Consider the following 17,563-nt stretch of genomic DNA (forward strand, 5'->3'; position numbering starts at 1 on the left):
TTGGTCGCGATGGGCTCCACGCCGCCATCACGCCAGGCCGGCACACGGCAAGGTAAACACGAACACCGTCTGCCCCTGCCGCCCCCGGTGCAGGTGCAGGGTGCCGCCCTGGGCGTCCATGATCGAACGGCAAATGGCCAACCCCATGCCCATGCCGTTGGCCTTGGTGCTGAAGAAGGCGTTGAACACCTTGCCCTCATCTTCGACGCCGATGCCCGGCCCGCTGTCCTCTACCATGACCACCAACTGCCCGGCCACCGGCACGTTGGACGTCACCTGCAGGCGCCGCGCGGCAGCCGGCACGCTGGCCATGGCCTCCACGGCGTTGGCCACCAGGTTGTAGAGCACCTGCTGCAACTGCACGCCATCCACCTGCACCTGCACCCCGGCCGCCTGCAAGGCAGTGTGCACCGTGACCTGCTGGGCGTCGGTTTCCACCGCCAGCAGGCGCAACACCTGGGTGATCAGCTCGTCAATCAGCAGCCAACTGCGGCTGGCCGGTTCCTGGCGCGCCAACGCCTGCAAGGCACGGATGATATCGGCAGCGCGGCGGCCGTCACGGGCGATGTCGCGCAGGCCTTCCAGGGCCTCGCCCACCTGCGGCACCTCGCGCTGCAGCCAGCGCACGCTGGCGCTGGCGTTGGTGACGATAGACGCCAGCGGCTGGTTGATCTCGTGGGCGATGCTGGCGGCCAGCTCGCCCATCACCGTGCTCTGGCGCACCTGGGCCAGCTCGGCGCGGGCGCTGCGCAGCGCTGCCTCGGTGGCGCGGCGCTCGCTGACGTCGGTGGTCACGCCCACGTACACGCCGTCCTCGGCAGGCTCGGCGTGGGCTTCCAGGTGGCGCACGGCGCCATCGTCCAGGGTGATGCGGAAGGCCATGCGCAGCGGCAGGCGCGTCTGCCGCGCCCACAGCAACTGGGCGTTGAAACGCTCGGCGTCGTCCGCGTGCACCCGGCGCGCCAGCACCTCGGGCGCCGGGGCCGTGGGCGCTACCGGCAGGCCCCACACGGCGAACAGTTCATCCGACCATTGCGATTGGTCGCTGGTAACGTCCCAGCGGAACGAGCCGGAACGAATGATTTTCTGGCCGATGGCCAGCAGGGCCTGGCTGGTGCGCAACTGCGCCTCGGTGTCACGGCGCCGGGCGTTCTCCTCCAGCACCTGGGCATACAGGCGCGCGGTTTCCAGCGAGATGGCCGCCTGCGCCGCCAGCAGCTCGATCATCGCCACCCGCGGGTGGCTGAACACGCCGCAGGCCAGGGCGTTCTCCAGGTACAGCAGGCCAATCACCTCACCCTGCTTGAGCAGCGGCAGGCACAACACGGCGCCGGCGGCCTGCACGGCGAAGTACGGGTCGTCGGCGAACTCGGCGTCGCCGCCGGCCTGCTCCAGCGCCACCGTACGGCCGGTGCGCATCACCGTGTACAGCAACGACAGCGGCAGGCTGCGCGGCTGCACCGGCTGCTGGCGCAGGGTCACGCGCACGCCGGCCTCGGCGGTTGCGCCGCTGGCGACGCTGAGCAGGTCGCCGCCTTCCACCAGGATCAACGCGCCATTGCGCGCGCCGGCGTGGACGATGGTGTTGGCCAGCAGGGTCTCCACCAGGCGCTCGAAGACGATTTCCCGCGACAGCGCCTGGGACGCCTTGGTCACCGAGACCAGGTCCAGGTACTGCTGGCCGTTGAGCATGTCGATGGACGCGCGAGCGTCCAGCGGCTTGTTGTTGAGGTACAGGTGCGCGGCCTCCAGGGCCGCGACCTTGCCTGACGCACCCCAGCGCTGGTAGGCCTCACGGGCGCTGAAACGGTGGCTGCGGGCAGCGCTGGCCAGGCCCAGCGCCTGATGGCAGTTGGCGGCGCGCTCGTGCGCCAGGGCCAGCACCGGCACGCAGCCACTGGCGGCCGCCTGCTCGATGGCGGCTTCCAGCAGCTGCAGGGCGCGCAGCAGGTCGCCCTGCAGGCGGGCGATCTCGGCTTCCACCAGCAGTTCGCGGCCCAGGAACGCCTGGGGGTTGAGCTGCGCCCAGCGCCGCAGCTCGTGCAACTGCGGCTGCAGGCCCTGGATGGCCGCCAGCGGGCTGTGGGCACTGGCCGCCAGGGCGGCGTGGTTGAGCGCCGAGTAGCACGCCAGGTCCACCAGGTGCACATGGGCGGCCATGCAGCCCTTGAGCTGGGCCGCGCGCGCCAGGTCGTCGCGGGCGGCTTCATGGCGGCCCTGGGTGAAGGCCAGCAGGCCCCGGTACAGCCAGTAGAAGAAGCCGATGGGCAGCATGCGGCTGGCCTCCGCCCGGGCCTGCCAGGGCAGCAGCGGGTCGCCGTGCGCCGGGCTGTCGGCGTCCCGCAGGCCGCGCACGTAGGCCTGCTGGATTTCCAGCAGCAGGCGGCTGTCGGCGAAACCGGCGGCGTCGGCCACGCCCAGGGCCGCGTCCAGGCGCTGGGCCACGCGCGCAAGCGGGCCGCCCATCACCAGCAGGATGCTGACCATGTGATGGCAGGCATAACAGCTCAGCGCCGCCCGCCCCTCGCGGCGGCCAGCGGCGAACGCCTGCTCGCCGCACTCCAACGAGAACGCCAGCGAGCGTGTCCAGGCGCTGGTGCGGCCCAGGGCCAGCTGCGTGGAGACTTGCCCGCTGCCCAGGCCCAGGGCCTGCTCCAGGCGCACCGCCACCTCGACGTAGTGCTGGCCCTCTGCATAGGCGCCGTATTCATCGGCCAGCAGCACGCCGAACCAGGCCAGGCCCGGCACCGACGCTGGGCTGACGCCGTGGCGCACGGTCATCTGCAGCATGCGCGCCAGCAGCGGCAGGGCCAGCTCGCGCTCGACGTGAATGGCCGGGATGATCATCGCCGCCATCAGCTCCAGGGCGGCGGCGATGAAGGAATTGTTCACCGCCTGGTGCGCGAGCAAGGCGTCGATCGGCCGGTCGCCCAAGGCCTGGCTGACCTGCAGGCGCAGCTGGTCGCGGTCATGGCCGCTGAATTCGATGCCGAACAGCGCCAGGCCGGCGCGCCCGGTGTGCAGGCTGGCGGCGTAGTTGTCGGCCAGCGACAGCGCCTCGATCTTCAGCACATACAGGGCCGACACCTGGGTCAGCGAGTCGGCGCGATCGAGAATCTGGTCGATGCAGGCGTGGGCGCCGGCGTAATCGGCGCTGTTCATCAGGCACTGGGCGTACAGCATGTCCATGGCGTCGCGCTGCTGCGGGGCCTGCACCCAGCGCGGGCAGCCAGCCAGCTCGCGAGCCAGGCGCAGGTACTGCAGGGCGAAGGGCAAGGTCGAGCTGTCGCGTGCCCGCTGCGCGGCACGCAGCAGGGCGTCGACGAACACCCGCAGGTCGGCTTCCTGCAGCTGTTCGTGGGCGCACTGCTGGATATGCAGGGCGATGCGGAACAGGTAGCCCGGCGCGCGGCTGTCGTCCATGGCCTGGATCAGCAGGTGCGCCAGGCGCGTGTGTTGCAAGGCGCGCAGGCGCGGGGCGATAGCGTGGTAGGCGGTGTCGCGCACGCGGTCGTGGCTAAAGCACCAGCCCTCGCCGTCGCCCAGCAACAGCCCGGCCTGCAGCGCCGGGGCCAGCGCCAGCCGCGTGCGCGCCGGCGCCAGGCGGCCCAGGTGGGCGATGTGCGCCAGGTCGGCGCGGGTGCCGATCAGCGCCAGCAGCCCCAGCAGCCAACGGCTGCGGCGCGGCAGGCGGGCCATGCGCGTGAGCAGCAGGTCGACGACGTTGTCGGCCAGCGGGCAGGCCTCCAGCGCCTGCTGGTCCCAAGCCCAGCCGAGCCCGCCAGGCCGGGGCACCAGGCGTTTTTCTTCCAGCAAGGTGCGCACCAGCTGCTGGATGAACAGCGGGTTGCCGCCACTCTTGGCGTGGATGACCTCGGCCAGCGGCAGCAGGGCCGGCCCCTCGCTGCCCAGCAAGCCGTTGACCATGGCCAGCACGCCATCGGGTTCCAGCGGCAACAGCGCCAGCTCGGTGCAATGGCCGCCACCGCCTTTCACGGCCTGGGCCAGGCTGCCTGGCATGCTGTCGCGGCTGGCCAGCACCAGCACCACGTGGGCCAGGGGTGCCTCGACCAGGTTGTGCAGCAGCGCCAGGCTGTGGCTGTCCAGGCCCTGGGTGTTGTCGAAAAACAGCAGCAGCGGCGTGCCGGGCCGGCCAAACACGGCAAGGCAGGCGCGCAGCAGCGACTGCAGGCGGTCACTGCCGTCGGCACGGGCGGGCTCGGGCACTGGCGCGTGTTGCCCCAGCACCAGCGCAAGTTCGGGTACCAGCGCCAGCAGCGGCGCCACGCCGTCGCCCAAGGCCAGCAGCAGGCGGCTGCGCCACTGCGCCAGGCCCTCGGGGTGCTCGCCCAGCACCCGCAGCACCAGGCTGCGCAGGGCCGTGGACACCGCCGCATAAGGCGTGGTCAGGCCGGCGTGGTCAAAGCGGCCAACGGCAAACAGAATGCTGCCGGCCACCAGGTCCTGGTGCACCTGGCGCACCAGCGCGGTCTTGCCGCTGCCCAGCGGGCCGCTGAGCAGCACCCGCTCGCCTTCGCCGGTGACCGCGCAGCGCAGCACCCGGTCATGCAGCACCGCGCACTCGCGCTGGCGCCCCGGCAGCGTGGCGCTGATCACCCCGTGGGCGCGGCTGCCGCGGGCGCCGGGTTCGAAGGGATGAATGCCCTGGAATTCGGTCCATTGCGCCAGGCACAGGCGCAGGTCGGCAGCCAGTTCGTCGGTGTCGGCATAGCGTTCATCCGCGCGCTTGGCCAGCAGCTTGAACACCAGCCCGGTCAGCGCCGCTGGCACTGCGGGGCGCAGGCTTTCCAGCGGCGCCGGCTGCAGCGCCAGGTGCTGGTGCAGCCACTCCACGGGGTCGTTGCCCTCGAACGGCAACTGGCCGGTGAGCATTTCGTAGAAGCTAACGCCCAGCGCGTACAGGTCGCTGCGCTCGTCCACCTCATGGCCCACGCGGCCGCCCTGCTCGGGCGACATGTAGGCGAAACTGCCACAGATGGCGTCGGCGGCCGCTGCGGGTGCATCACGCTGGCAGGCCAGGGAAAACGCCATCAGGCGCACGTGGCCATCGGCGCCCTCGACCAGGTTGCAGGGCTTGATGTCACGGTGCAGGATGCCCGCCCGGTGCGCCTGGCCTAGGGCATGGGTGGCGCCCAGCGCCAGGCGCAGGAAACGCAGGATAGACAGGTGGTCGCCCATCACCTCGTGCAGGCCGCGGCCCTGGCTGTCGTCCAGCACCAGCAGCGGGCCATCCACGGCGCTGATCAGCGCGACCGGCACAATGGCCCAGGCGGGATGCAGGTGCTGGCGGAAATCGAACTCCTGGTGCAGGCGCCGGAAACCGCCTTCGGAAGGCAACGCCGCCGGGCGCGCTATCAGCCAGTCGCGGGCGGAAATGGGTGAGCGCACCCGGTAGCGGGCCACCTCGCCGTCCACCAGTAGCAGGCGCCAGGTGAGGTGTTTGAGCCATTGTTCGTTGAAACCGCCCAGTTGCTGGCGGTAGTCGACCCGCTCAGCCGGCATGGGCGTCGACCCTGGCCGGGTCTACACCGATCTGTTCGCACAGGCGCACCAGTTCAACCAGGGTGGCGGCGCGCATCTTGGCCATGACGTGTTTCTTGTGCACCTTGGCCGTGACCTCGCGGGTGCCCAGGGCGGCGGCAATCTGCTTGTTGACCTTGCCCTCGATCAGCAGCCCCAGCACTTGCCGTTCACGTGGGGTAAGAGTGTGGTAGCGGCCGCGTACCTCGCGGGCCTGGGCCTGGGCGGCGAAACGCTGGCGGGCGCCGGCCAGGGCGCGGTCGATGGCGCCCAGCAGTTCGCCCTCGTCGAACGGCTTGGTGAGGAACTCCTGGGCCCCGGCCTTCATGGCCTTGACCGACATGGGAATGGTGCCGTAGCCGGTCATGAAGATGATCGGCAGCTGGCTGCCGCGCCGCTGCAGGTCGGCCTGCAGGTCGAAGCCGGTGCCCGCCTGCAGGTTCACGTCCAGCACCAGGCAGGCCAGGCGTTGCTCGAACCCGCAGGCAAGGAAGTCTTCGGCGCAGGCAAAGGTTTGTACCGCGATGTCCGCTGACCGCAGCAGCCGCGCCAGGGCGTCACGCACGCTGGCTTCGTCGTCCACCACATAGACAATCGGCGCGCCGGGCAGCACCGCAGGCGGCAGCTCGGGCAGGCTGGGCACGGGCGCCTCGAGCATGTCGTGCAGGCCCAGGCGCTCCAGCAGGGCAATCAGCAGGCCGTCGCGCGCCCCGCTGGCCGGCGCCGCGGGCGCAGGTTCCGGGTCGAGCACCAGCCGGTAACCGCGCCCCGCCACCGTGCGGATGCGCTCGCGCGAGTCGCCCAGGGCCTTGCGCAAGGCCGAGATGTGCACCTGCAGGTTGTTCTCTTCCACCACCGCGTCGGGCCACACCCGCGCCAGCAGCTCATCCTTGCTGACCAGCTGGCCTTGCGCGGCGATCAGCATTTCGAGGATGTCGAACGCGCGGCTGCCCAGTTTGACCGGCACCGCGCCCTGGCGAATTTCGCGCAGGGCCAACGAGACTGTGACGTTTCCAATACGAATCATGAGGGGCTCACCCAGCCATCCAAGCGCCTGTCCATCGTGAGTCTGGCGATGGTGCCAAGACTAGAGACAGATGCAGGGGTTGGCAATTATCCGCTTGGATACGTTGCGATGGGGGTGAGTGTGCATAAATCAGGAGTCGTCATTGATAATGATTCGCATTGCATCTAGAATCACCCTGTCTTCCCCCACGACCGGTGACTGATCGTGAACCCTTGCACGGCAAAGCTCGACCTCTACCTGACCCAGCGCAAGGCGCTGATCAACTACGCCGCCGCCATTGTCGGCTGCCGCGACCAGGCTGAACGCCTGGTGCAGGAGGCGTGGCTGCGCTTTGGCGTGCAGCAGGGGGAAGTGCGGCCCAGCGGGCTGTTCCGCATCGTGCGCAACCTGGCGCGGGCGCGGGTGCGGCCGCCGGTGCTGGCGGTGGTGGAACCTGCACCGGCTTCGCCGCGCGCCAGCGTGTTGCACGGCCTGGTAGCCGCTGCCGCCAGGCTGCGGTGGCCCGCGCGTACGCTTGAGGTCGTTGGCGGGTGGAATAGCCTGCGCCAACGGCTACAGGCGTAACCTCAGCCCAGGTCGCCACCGCCCACCGGCAAGGTCACCCCGGTAATGTACGAGGCCTCGTCCGAGGCCAGGAACAGAATCGCCCCCACCTGCTCGTCCACCGTGCCGTACCGATGCATCAGGCTGCTGTCCAGGGTCTGGTCGACGATCTGCTGGTACCAGCCTTTTTCCTGTTCAGTTTGCTCGGCGCTGTTGCGCGGTATGCGCCGTGGCGGCGCCTCAGTGCCGCCCGGCGCCGTGGCGTTGACCCGCACGCCGCGCCCGGCGGTCTCGAACGCCAGGCAGGCGGTCAGCGCATTCACCCCGCCCTTGGCCGCGCCGTAGGGCACGCGGTTGAGGCTGCGGGTGGCGATGGACGAGACGTTGACGATGGCGCCACTGCCCTGCCCCAGCATCACCGGCAGCGCCGCGTGGCAGCACCACAGGGTGGGGAACAGCGAGCGGCGCACTTCGGCCTCGATCTGCTGCGCTTCGTAGTGCTCGAACGGCTTGGCCCAGATCGTGCCGCCGACGTTGTTGATCAGGATGTCCAGGCGGCCGAAATGCTTGACCGCCGCTGCCACCACCCGCGCGCATTCGTCGTATTGCTCAAGGTCGGCGGTCAGCACCAGCGGCTGGTTGGGCAGCGCCTCCAGTTCGTAGACCAGCTCGGAGCGGTCCACCAACACCAACCGCGCGCCTTCGGAGGCCAGGCGCTGGGCCACACCCAGGCCGATGCCCTGGGCGGCGCCGGTGACCAAGGCAATTTTGTTCTCGAATCGATTCATGAGGTGTCCTCTGTAGCCGCTGCCGCCAGGCTGCGCTGGCCGGGGTGAACCCTGAAGATTTCCAGCGGGGCTCAAGGCCAGCGCAGCCTTCGGCAGCGGCTACGGTGATGGGGGCATCAAGCCGCAGCGAATTTTTCGAAGTAAAAGTTGGCGGGCACGATGGCCTGGTCACGCAGGTAAGCGCTCACCGCCTCAACCATCGGCGGCGGGCCGCACAGGTACAGGTCCACGTCACCGTCGTTGAGGTGCACAGGCTCGATATGCTGGGTCACGTAGCCTTTGCGCGGGTAGGTGCTATCAGGGCTGGCCACGCAGGCGTTGTAGGTGAAGTTCGGAATGCGCGCCGCCAGGGCTTCCAGCCGCGCGGTTTCCACCAGGTCGATGTCGTGGGTTACGCCATAGATCAAGTGCATCGGGTACTCGCTGCCCTGCTCGGCAATGCGTTCGAGCATGGCGGTGAACGGCGCCAGGCCCGTGCCGCCCGCCAGCAATAGCAGCGGCCGACGTATATCGCGCAGGTAGAAGCTGCCCAACGGGCCTGCCAGGGTCATGCTGTCCCCGGCCTTCGCCAAGCTAGTCAGGAAGCTGCTCATCAGGCCGCCCGGCACGTTGCGGATCAGGAAGCTGACCTCGCCATTGCGTTGCAGCGAGCTGAAGGAATAGGCACGGCTGTGCTCGCTGCCCGGCACCTGCAGGTTCACGTACTGCCCCGGCAGGAAGGCCAGCTGGCTCAGGGCCTCACCCTTGATCTTCAGCGCAATGGTGCTGTCGGACAACTGCTCCACGGCGCTGATGGTGGCCTCGTACCTGGCCTGCCTGGTCTTGCACACGTCCGAGGACGCCGGCACGCGCACCACGCAGTCGCTTTGTGCGCGCATCTGGCAGGTCAGCACAAAGCCTTGGGCCGCTTCCTCTTCGGTCAGGGCGTCTTCGATGTATTCCTCGCCCAGCTCGTATCGGCCCGCCTCGGCGAAGCATTTGCAGGTGCCGCAGGCGCCGTCGCGGCAGTCCAGGGGGATGTTGATGCCCTGGCGGTAGGCGGCGTCGGCCACAGTCTCGGTGGCGCTGCTGTCGATGAAACGGGTGACGCCATCTTCGAAATTCAGTGCGATCTTGTAGGTCATGCTGGCCGCCTCAGATGTGGTAGATGTCGATCAGCTGGCGCACGTAGTCATTCTTCAGTACCACCTTCTTGGCCTTGATCAATAGCCGCTCGCCACGGGTATCGAGGGTGTAGAAGCTGGTACCGAAGTAGCTGTCCACGGTCTTGTAGCGAAAGCTCAGGGTGTGCCAGTTAAAGCGCACCTGGGCCACGCCGTCGCGCTGTTCCAGCAGCTCGATGTTGCTGAGGTTGTGCGAGGTGCGGGTGTCGGGAATGCTGGCGCTGGAGCGCTCGGTCTTGATGCGGAACACACGGTCTTCCAGGCCGTCGCGGCGGCCGTACCAGATCAGCGAAATCTCCCGTTGCGGGTCCTGGGTCAGTTCGTCGTTGTCGTCCCAGCTGGGCATCCAGAAGGTCGCGTCCGGGGCGTACAGTTCCAGCCAGTCGTCCCAGGCCTTGTCGTCCAGGTAACGGGCTTCGCGGTAGAGGAAATCGCGCACGGCGTCATGGCTGATCATTGCACCACCTCCACGGCGATGCGCTCGGCCTGCAGGGCCTGGATCATGGTCTGCTGCCAGTACTTGTGCTGCATCACGAACAGGCCTTCGTCCTCGGTGCGCACGCCGCTGAGCTGCGGGTGCAGGTCGATTTCCACCGCGGCGACGTCGGCGCCTTCCACCCAGTGGGCGGCGCCGCGGGACATGTCGTTCCAGGCGGTGGTGCTGCCCTGGTAGCCCAGCTGGCAGGAGCGGAACTCCTCCAGGTCGTCGGGGGTGGCCATGCCGCTGACGTTGAAGAAGTCCTCGTACTGGCGAATGCGCTGGGCGCGCGCGGCGTCGCTCTCGCCCTTGGGCGCGATGCAGTAGATGGTGATTTCGGTGCGGTTGACGTCGATGGGCCGGGCGATGCGGATCTGCGAGCTGAACTGGTCCATCAGGTAGACGTTGGGGTACAGGCACAGGTTGCGCGAGTTCTGGATCATCCAGTCGGCGCGGGCGCTGCCGAACTGCTGCGCCAGCTCGTCGCGGCGCTCGTACAGCGGGCGGTCCTGGGGATTAGACCAGCGGGTCCACAGCAGCATGTGACCCTTGTCGAAGGAGTAGAAGCCCCCACCCTGCTTGGCCCAGCCGCCGGCGCTCATGGTCTTGGCGGTTGCATCGGCCTCGCGCTGCTGGCGCTGCTGCTGGGTGGCAGCGTAGTTCCAATGCACGGCGCTGACGTGGTAGCCGTCGGCGCCGTTCTCGGCGGTGAGTTTCCAGTTGCCTTCGTAAACGTAGCTGCTGGAGCCGCGCAGTACTTCCAGGCCTTCGGGGGACTGGTCGACGATCATGTCGATGATCTTCGCCGACTCGCCCAGGTGCTCCACCAGCGGTGGCACGTCGGGGTTCAGGGAACCGAACAGGAAGCCACGGTAGGACTCGAAGCGCGCCACCCGGGTCAGGTCGTGGGAGCCTTCGCAGTTGAAGCTTGACGGGTAGCCGGCCTCGGCCGGGTCTTTCACCTTCAGTAGCTTGCCGGAGTTGTTGAAAGTCCAGCCGTGGAAGGGGCAGGTGTAGGAGCTGCGGTTGCCGGTCTTATGCCGGCACAGCATGGCGCCGCGGTGGCTGCAGGCGTTGAGGAAGGCGTTGAGTTCGCCGGCCTTGTTGCGGGCAATGAAGATGGGCTGGCGGCCCATCTGGGTGGTGTAGTAGTCGTTGACGTTGGGAACCTGGCTTTCGTGGGCCAGGTACAGCCAGTTGCCCTCGAAGATGTGCTTCATCTCCAGGTCGAACAGCCGCGGGTCGGTGAACATCTCGCGCTTGCAGCGGTAGATGCCCTGCGCGCGGTCTTCCTGCAGCAGGGCATTGAGGTAATCGATTCCCAGGGTCATGGCCGGGGCCTCCGTTGTTATTGTTCAGGCACCTCCAGCGTACGAATGGGTGGGTATGGCCGATAGCCGATCCGTGCAGACCGCTATCCGTTGCGTGCAAGGCCGTCGCGGCGGCGCTTCATGGTCTCGGACGGCAGCTCGCCGAACTGCTTGCGGTACTGCTCGGCAAAGCGCCCCAGGTGCATGAAGCCATGGTCCATGGCCAGCTCGGACAGGCTGCGGACCTTGCAGGTGGGGTCGCCCAGGCAGGCATGGATACGCGCCAGCCGGCGGTGGCGAATGTACTGCGCGGGCGTGGTGCTGGCGTTGCGCTCGAACAGGCCATACAGGCTGCGCACGCTCACCTGCGCCACCCGGGCCAGGGCTTCCGGGGCCAGGTCCTGGCCCAGGTGGCGGTCGATGTGCTCCACCACCCGTTCGAAGTTCATGGGCGGCTCGTCGCCGGTCAGGGGCACCACGTTGGTCAGCTCCAGCAGTTTGCTGGCGATGATCTGCGTGTAGTGGGCCTGCACCCGCGGCGGCGTGCAGGCCTCTTCCGCCTCCTGGCAGACCATGCCCAGCAGGCTCACCAGGCTGGGCAGCTGGTCGAGCCGGTAGCGCTGCTGGCCGAAGCGCACGCCAGCCGCCGGCAGTGCCCAGCGCTGCTGCTGGCACAGACCATCGAGCAGGCGCACCGGCACCTTGACGATGAATTTCTCGCAGTCGGCCGAATAGGTCAGGTCCACCGGCTCGTCGGGGTTGATCAGCAGCAGTTCGCCCGGCGCCAGGTAATGGGCTTCGCGGCCATGGCGCCACAGGCAATGGCCGTGCAGCAGCACCTGCAGGTGGAAAAAGCGCTCCAGCGCCGGCGACACCACGCGCACGGCGGCGCCGTAGCCCAGGCGGCACAGGTCCAGCTCGGCGAACGAGCGATGGCTGAGGTGGGCCAGCGGACGGCTGGCGCGCGGCAGCTGGATGCAATGGTTGCCCACGTGCTGGTTGACGTACTGCGACACCGCGTGGGGGTCGGCCAGGTGAAAGACTTCGCTGCGCTGGCCCAGTAAAGGCGTGTGCATGGCGGGGGTACTCTGATTGTTTTTATTGGTGGCTACATCTTCACCCTTTGCGGGCGCGGGCGCCAATAGGCGCAAGGTCTGGTGCGATACCCTGCGGGTATGGGGCAAAGGCCCCGTCCCTGGGGATTTGCCCCGTTCATGGGGCTAGTGTTGCGCCAATATCAGCTGCCGCCGCGATCATCGCCTGGCTCGCCCGCGGCGTGCACGCCATGGTCGTCGCCCACTTCACCGGCAGCGTGCACGCCGTGGTTGTCGCCCGCTTCGGCGTGGGTGCCGCTGCGGCCGGAGGTCGAGGCGCCTGCGTGGCCGTCGCCATGGGTGCCGCCGCTGCTGGCGGAACCACCGTGGCTGCCACCACTGCCACTGTTGCCGCCGCCTCCGCTGCCACCACCACTGCCTCCGCCTCCGCCGCTACCTCCACCTCCGCTACCGCCACCATGGCCACCGCTGCCGCCCTCCTTGGCATGGACACTGGAAAAACCGCCGAGTGAATCGGGTATCAGCACCACGGACGCCGACAACACCACGCCCATGGCCACCGCCAACAACGATTTCGTGATCAACATGCCTACCTCCACCAAACGCTAGGGATGGGTCTTGCACCAGCAGCCGTAGCAAGGGGCAGGCCACCCGTTGATTGTCCCCAATTAAGAATCAATATTTCTCAAATAAGGCTAATTGTCCCTCCATGTCATCCTCCGTAAAGTGGCCCCCATACCAACCACACAACGTTTGAAGGAACAACCTCATGACCATTCGCAAAGCCCTCACCGCTTCCCTGCTGGCCCTGTCCATCAACAACGCCTTCGCCGCCGACACCGGCGCCGAGCACCACACCCAGGCGTTCCTCGACGCGCTCAATGCCGGCGGTGGCAAGCCCCTCGAACAGCTGAGCCCCAAGGACGCCCGTGCGGTGCTGACCGGCGCGCAGAACTCGGTGAAGGTTGACCTCAGCGGCACCGAAGTCAGCAACAAGACCATCCAGGCCGACGGCCAGGCCATCAAGCTGACCATCGTGCGGCCGGCCAAGGTGAAGGGTGAGCTGCCGGTGTTCATGTTCTTCCACGGCGGCGGCTGGGTGCTGGGCGACTACCCGACCCATGCCCGCCTGATCCATGACCTGGTGGTGAATTCCGGCGCCGTGGCGGTGTACGTCGACTACACGCCGTCGCCGGAAGCGCACTACCCCACCGCCATCAACCAGGCCTACGCCGCGACCCGCTGGGTGGCCGAGCATGGCCAGCAGATTGGCGTGGACGGCAAGCGCCTGGCGGTAGCGGGCAACAGCGTGGGCGGCAACATGGCCGCGGTGGTGGCGCTGATGGCCAAGGAACAGGGCGCCCCGCAACTGAAGTTCCAGCTGCTGCTGTGGCCGGTGACCGACGCGCACTTTGACAATGGCTCGTACCAGCAGTACGCCGAGGGGCACTTCCTGACCAAGAACATGATGACCTGGTTCTGGGACAGCTACACCACGGACGCCGCCCAGCGCGCCGAGATCCATGCCTCACCGTTGCAAGCCAGCCCCGAGCAGCTCAAGGGCCTGCCACCGGCCCTGGTGCAGACCGCCGGCCTGGACGTGCTGCGCGACGAAGGCGAGGCCTACGCCCGCAAGCTGGACGCCGCCGGCGTGGACGTGACCGCCGTGCGCTATAACGGCATGATCCATGACTACGGGCTGCTCAACCCGCTGAGCAACATCCCCGAGGTCAAGGCAGCCATGCGCCAGGCCGGCCTGGAACTCAAGGCACACCTCAACTGACGCAGCCTGGCGGCAGCTGCTACGCCCCCGTAGCAGCGGCCGCAGGCCGCGTCAGCTCATGGCCTGCTCACGATGCCGCCCCCGCAAACACCACAGCGGAAACGGCAAGGTCACCAGCAGCAACAGCCACAGCAACGCATACACCGCGTCCACCCCCTCGTTCTGCAGGTTGACGAACAACTTCACCGGGATGCCCTGGGGGAAGTAGGCGAAGACCATCACTATCCCGAACTCACCGATCACCCGCGCCCAGGTAATGGCCAGGCCGTTGGCCAGGCTGCGTCTCGCCAGCGGCACCGTCACCCGCCAGAACACCTCACCCGCCGTGCTGCCCAGGCTGCGCGCCGCCTCTTCCAGGCTGCGCGGCACCTGCTCGAAGGCATTGCGCGCGCACAGCACGTAGTACGCCAGCCCTCCATACACCTGCGCCAGCACGAAGGCCGGCGGGTTGTTGTTCAGGCTCAGGCCCAGGTGCTGCAGCCCTTCGCCGAAATAGCCGTAGGGTCCATAGGCCGTCACCAATACGATGCCCATGGCCAGCGGCGGGGTCAGCAGGTTGAGCAGCACCGCGCCTTCCACCAGCCCGCGCCAGCGTGCCTGGGTGCGCGCCAGCCAGAACGCCAGCGGCGTGCCCAGCAGCACGATCAGCAGCATCGACAGGGCCGTCAGCCCCAGCGACACCGCCACCGCGTTCCAGTCACCGTACGCCAGTTGCAGATGCGCCCAACCGGTAGCGGCCACCTGGGCCAGCAACGGCGCCACCAGCACCAGCAGCGCCGGCAGCCCCAGCCACGCCGAGCCTGCGCGCCTCATGCGGTCACAGCGCCGGGCCCTTGGGCTGGCCGTAGCCGTTGGCCTGGAACAGCTGCTGGCCTGCCGCCGATTGCAGGTAGCTGACAAACGCCTTGGCGCGCGCCGGGTCCGGCGCGTTCTTCAGCACGGCGGCGTAGAACACCAGCGGCTGCGGGGTGACCACCTGGGCGCTGCCGTCCTTGCCGGGCAGGCTGAGGCTGACGGTGTCGTACCAGTCGTGGCTGAAGGTGGGGTTGCTCAGGTTGATCTCATCGGGCAGAGCAATGTAGGGCAGCTTGGCCGACAGGGTTGCGCTTTCATAACCGGACGCTGCGTCCACCTGCCCCGACTCCAGGCGCGTCAGCAGGCCGCCCTCGCCGAACACCTGCTCGGGGTTCTGGTCATTACCCAACACGGCCTTGGCCAGGCCCGGCTGCTGGTAATACTTCTCCGCCAGCTTGAAAGTGAAGATGATGTTCTGGCCCTGGGGGTCGGTGGCCGCATCGGTGCGGCCAAAGCGCAGGCCGGGGCGCTGCAGCACCTGCCACCACGGCTGGGTGCCTTGGCTGGCGGCCTGCAACTGGCTGGCGAACCGGCTCTTGGGGTTGTAGGCGATGACCATGCGCGTGCTGGCCACCGGCACCGCCTGGTCCACCAGCCCCGCCTGCTTGAGCACCTCGATGGGCCCGGGGGTGATGGACACGAACACATCCGCCACCACCTTCTTCGACGCCAGCAACCGCGCCATGCCATAGGCGCCCTGCCCCTGGCCCTGGTACGCCACGTGCTCGCGCTGGGCAAACGCGGGGCCCAGTGCCTTGTCCATCACCACACCCATGGAACCGGCGTAGGTGACCTGGATCGTGTCCTGGGCGTGAGCGGCCACGGCGCTGGCCATGGCCAGGCCGGCCAGCAGCCCCTGAACGGTTGTCTTCGACATGCGTGTGCGCCCCTCGGTCGCTATTTACCTGGTTATATAGCGCCAATGATAACGGATCCCCCGTCGCAGCGGCCACCAGGCCGCGTCCATGGGCGCGGCGTTGTGCCAGGCATGCTGTGGCGCGTCCGGACGCAGCCTTCGGCAGCTGCTACGGGGGGGTGGGGAACCGGACTGATGCGCACAGGCCGGTGCCGGAGGGGTTGGTGGCGAGGCTGACGCGTGCGCCGTGGCGCACGGCGATGGCCTGGACGATGGACAGGCCCAGGCCCGAGCCGCTTTCGCGGGTGCCCAGGCTGCGGTAGAAGGGATCGAACACGCGCTCGCGCTCGGCCTCGGCGATGCCCGGGCCGCTGTCGCGCACCTGGATCAGCGCCCCGCCGTCGGCCAGCGCCACGGCCAGGTCGACGCGGCCGCCGGGCGGCGTGTAGCGGATGGCGTTGTCCAGCAGGTTGCGCACCAAGGTGTGCAGCGCCAACGGGCTGAGCGGCAGGGTCAGCGCCGGCCCGGGTTCCACGCCCAGGTCGATGCCCTTGGCTTCGGCCAGCGGCCACAGGGCTTCCAGCACCTGGCGAAAGACCTCATGCACCACCGCCGTCTCGGCCGAGGCGCCGCCCTCCTGGGCCGCGGCCAACGCCAGCAGTTGCTCCACCAGTTGCTTGCCCCGTTCGATGCCCAGCTGCAGGGTGGCCAGCCGCTGCTGAGCCAGCGCCGGCATGGGCGCCGCCGCCAGCCGTTCGGCCTGCAGCGACAACGCGGCCAACGGCGAGCGCAGCTCGTGGGCGGCGTCGGCGACGAAGCGGCGCTGCTCATCCATGGCCCCGGCCACCCGCCCCAGCAGGCCGTTGATGGCCAGCACGAAGGCGCGGATCTCGCTGGGCAGGTGCTGCTCGTCCATGGGGTGCAGTTGCTGGTCGTCGCGTTGCTCCACCTCGCTGGCCAGCTGGGCGATGGGGCGGAACACCTTGCGCACCAGGTCAGCCACCACCATCAGCAGCACCGGGAACAGAATCAAAAACGGCAACAGCCCGCGCCAGGCGCTTTCCCGTGCCTCGCGGTCGCGGGGGCCGGTCTCCTGGGCCACGGCAATGCGCTGGCCGCTGGCGGTGGTGTGCACCAGCACGCGAAACGGCTCGCCGCCGACCCGTTGGGTAGAGAGGCCATCGGCCAAATCAGTGGGCAGCGGCAACGGCAGCGCGGCATCATCCTGCCCCAGGGCCTGGCTGCCATCGGCCAGGTACTGGACGATGATGCGCGACTCTTCATCGTCGCCCTTGATGGCCTGGCCTTCCGCAGGGTATGCCAGGGTCATGTGCTGGCGGTCGAACAGCGTGGCCATCTGGCGCAGGGTGTTGTCCTGCATCTCTAGTGCCTCATCGAAGGCGGAGACAAAGGCAAACACCCCGGCGACGATGGCCACCACCAGGATGGCCGCCGACAGGGTTACCGACAGGCGAAGCTGGATGGACTCGTTCAGGCGTTTTTTGCAACCAGCCATCCCATCCCCCTGACGTTCTTGATCACCTGGCTGCCCAGCTTGCGGCGCAACGAGTGGATCAGGAACTCCACGGCGTTGCTCTCCACCTCGTTGCCCCAGGCGTAGATGCGGTCCTCCAGTTCGCTGCGCGACAGGATCGCGCCGGGGCGCAGCAGCAGCGCCTGCAACAGCGCGAACTCGCGGTTGGACAGTTGCACGTCACTGGCCTCGGGGCTGCTGGCCAGCTTGGTCACCGGGTCGAGGCTGACCACGCCGTTGCCCAGCAGCGGTTGCGCGCTGCCGCCGCGGCGGCGCACCACCGCGCGCATGCGCGCCAGCAGTTCGGCCATGTGGAAGGGTTTGAGCAGGTAGTCATCGGCGCCGCCGTCCAGGCCGCGCAGGCGGTCGTCGAGGCTGTCACGGGCGGTGATGATCAGCAGCGGCGCGGTGTGCCGGGCAGCCCGCAGGCTGTCGAGCACGCCCAGGCCGTCCTTGCCGGGCAGGCCCAGGTCCAGCAGCACCAGGTCGTAGTGCTGGGTGCGCAGGGTGGCCAGCGCCGCGAGGCCATCGGTGACCCAGTCCACGGCGTCGCCGTTGTCGGTGAGCGCGCCCTGCACTGCGTCGCCGATCATGGGGTCGTCTTCCACCAGCAGGATTCGCATCGTTGGC

General features: G+C 68.3%; 14 protein-coding genes. 2 read left to right on the forward strand and 12 right to left on the reverse strand.

Translation table 11 applies throughout. From position 1 onward, the window contains the following. Nucleotides 1-27 precede the first annotated feature (27 nt). Complete coding sequence (locus AC0J42_RS16840) at nt 28-5,523, reverse strand: trifunctional serine/threonine-protein kinase/ATP-binding protein/sensor histidine kinase (protein ID WP_473002565.1); 5,496 nt, start codon at nt 5,521-5,523, stop codon at nt 28-30. Next, on the reverse strand, nt 5,513-6,568 hold the full coding sequence (locus AC0J42_RS16845) for a response regulator (RefSeq protein ID WP_473002566.1): 1,056 nt from the start codon (nt 6,566-6,568) through the stop codon (nt 5,513-5,515). Before AC0J42_RS16845 ends, AC0J42_RS16840 begins: the two co-directional genes overlap by 11 nt. 204 nt (nt 6,569-6,772) lie before the next feature. Here AC0J42_RS16845 and AC0J42_RS16850 point away from each other — a divergent pair, with 204 nt between their 5' ends. Continuing rightward, entirely contained in the window at nt 6,773-7,132 is a 360-nt protein-coding gene (locus tag AC0J42_RS16850) for an RNA polymerase sigma factor (RefSeq protein ID WP_473002568.1), read from the forward strand. A gap of 2 nt (nt 7,133-7,134) precedes the next feature. Here AC0J42_RS16850 and AC0J42_RS16855 read toward each other — a convergent pair whose 3' ends face one another. From AC0J42_RS16855 to AC0J42_RS16880, 6 genes are all read right to left on the reverse strand, one after another. Further along, nucleotides 7,135-7,899: a 1,6-dihydroxycyclohexa-2,4-diene-1-carboxylate dehydrogenase gene (locus AC0J42_RS16855; RefSeq protein ID WP_473002569.1), complete on the reverse strand. Its 765-nt coding sequence runs from the start codon at nt 7,897-7,899 to the stop codon at nt 7,135-7,137. 116 nt (nt 7,900-8,015) lie between these two features. Continuing rightward, nucleotides 8,016-9,023: a benzoate 1,2-dioxygenase electron transfer component BenC gene (benC, locus tag AC0J42_RS16860; protein ID WP_473002571.1), complete on the reverse strand. Its 1,008-nt coding sequence runs from the start codon at nt 9,021-9,023 to the stop codon at nt 8,016-8,018. Nucleotides 9,024-9,033: 10 nt separating this feature from the next. After that, nucleotides 9,034-9,519, reverse strand: a complete 486-nt coding sequence (benB, locus tag AC0J42_RS16865; RefSeq protein ID WP_473002572.1) for a benzoate 1,2-dioxygenase small subunit — start codon at nt 9,517-9,519, stop codon at nt 9,034-9,036. Continuing rightward, on the reverse strand, nt 9,516-10,871 hold the full coding sequence (gene benA / locus AC0J42_RS16870) for a benzoate 1,2-dioxygenase large subunit (protein WP_473002574.1): 1,356 nt from the start codon (nt 10,869-10,871) through the stop codon (nt 9,516-9,518). Before benA ends, benB begins: the two co-directional genes overlap by 4 nt. A gap of 83 nt (nt 10,872-10,954) precedes the next feature. Then, entirely contained in the window at nt 10,955-11,926 is a 972-nt protein-coding gene (locus AC0J42_RS16875; RefSeq protein ID WP_473002576.1) for an AraC-like ligand-binding domain-containing protein, read from the reverse strand. A 161-nt stretch (nt 11,927-12,087) separates the two neighbouring features. Then, nucleotides 12,088-12,492 carry a hypothetical protein gene (locus AC0J42_RS16880; protein ID WP_473002577.1) on the reverse strand — a complete coding sequence of 135 codons (405 nt, stop codon included), beginning with the start codon at nt 12,490-12,492 and terminating at the stop codon, nt 12,088-12,090. Nucleotides 12,493-12,674: 182 nt separating this feature from the next. On the opposite strand from AC0J42_RS16880, the gene AC0J42_RS16885 reads away from it, so the two are divergent. Next, nucleotides 12,675-13,688, forward strand: coding sequence for an alpha/beta hydrolase (locus AC0J42_RS16885; protein WP_473002579.1), 1,014 nt, complete (start codon nt 12,675-12,677; stop codon nt 13,686-13,688). 51 nt (nt 13,689-13,739) lie between these two features. Here the strand turns inward: AC0J42_RS16885 and AC0J42_RS16890 are convergent, their stop codons facing one another. From AC0J42_RS16890 to AC0J42_RS16905, 4 genes are all read right to left on the reverse strand, one after another. Further along, nucleotides 13,740-14,501: a molybdate ABC transporter permease subunit gene (locus AC0J42_RS16890; RefSeq protein ID WP_473002580.1), complete on the reverse strand. Its 762-nt coding sequence runs from the start codon at nt 14,499-14,501 to the stop codon at nt 13,740-13,742. 4 nt (nt 14,502-14,505) lie between these two features. Then, entirely contained in the window at nt 14,506-15,420 is a 915-nt protein-coding gene (locus AC0J42_RS16895) for an extracellular solute-binding protein (protein ID WP_473002582.1), read from the reverse strand. Nucleotides 15,421-15,568: 148 nt separating this feature from the next. Then, complete coding sequence (locus AC0J42_RS16900; RefSeq protein WP_473002583.1) at nt 15,569-16,915, reverse strand: ATP-binding protein; 1,347 nt, start codon at nt 16,913-16,915, stop codon at nt 15,569-15,571. After that, complete coding sequence (locus AC0J42_RS16905; RefSeq protein WP_416424719.1) at nt 16,891-17,556, reverse strand: response regulator; 666 nt, start codon at nt 17,554-17,556, stop codon at nt 16,891-16,893. The genes AC0J42_RS16900 and AC0J42_RS16905 overlap by 25 nt, the downstream gene beginning before the upstream one ends. Between the last annotated feature and the right edge of the window lie 7 nt (nt 17,557-17,563).

It is taken from the genome of Pseudomonas sp. Tav-5-1A, assembly GCF_055755055.1.

Coding starts and splice junctions, on each gene's coding strand:
- AC0J42_RS16840 (WP_473002565.1), bottom strand. CDS start 5,523: ATGCCGGCTGAGCGGGTCGACTACCGCCAGCAACTGGGCGGTTTCAAC.
- AC0J42_RS16845 (WP_473002566.1), bottom strand. CDS start 6,568: ATGATTCGTATTGGAAACGTCACAGTCTCGTTGGCCCTGCGCGAAATT.
- AC0J42_RS16855 (WP_473002569.1), bottom strand. CDS start 7,899: ATGAATCGATTCGAGAACAAAATTGCCTTGGTCACCGGCGCCGCCCAG.
- benC (WP_473002571.1), bottom strand. CDS start 9,023: ATGACCTACAAGATCGCACTGAATTTCGAAGATGGCGTCACCCGTTTC.
- benB (WP_473002572.1), bottom strand. CDS start 9,519: ATGATCAGCCATGACGCCGTGCGCGATTTCCTCTACCGCGAAGCCCGT.
- benA (WP_473002574.1), bottom strand. CDS start 10,871: ATGACCCTGGGAATCGATTACCTCAATGCCCTGCTGCAGGAAGACCGC.
- AC0J42_RS16875 (WP_473002576.1), bottom strand. CDS start 11,926: ATGCACACGCCTTTACTGGGCCAGCGCAGCGAAGTCTTTCACCTGGCC.
- AC0J42_RS16880 (WP_473002577.1), bottom strand. CDS start 12,492: ATGTTGATCACGAAATCGTTGTTGGCGGTGGCCATGGGCGTGGTGTTG.
- AC0J42_RS16885 (WP_473002579.1), top strand. CDS start 12,675: ATGACCATTCGCAAAGCCCTCACCGCTTCCCTGCTGGCCCTGTCCATC.
- AC0J42_RS16890 (WP_473002580.1), bottom strand. CDS start 14,501: ATGAGGCGCGCAGGCTCGGCGTGGCTGGGGCTGCCGGCGCTGCTGGTG.
- AC0J42_RS16895 (WP_473002582.1), bottom strand. CDS start 15,420: ATGTCGAAGACAACCGTTCAGGGGCTGCTGGCCGGCCTGGCCATGGCC.
- AC0J42_RS16900 (WP_473002583.1), bottom strand. CDS start 16,915: ATGGCTGGTTGCAAAAAACGCCTGAACGAGTCCATCCAGCTTCGCCTG.
- AC0J42_RS16905 (WP_416424719.1), bottom strand. CDS start 17,556: ATGCGAATCCTGCTGGTGGAAGACGACCCCATGATCGGCGACGCAGTG.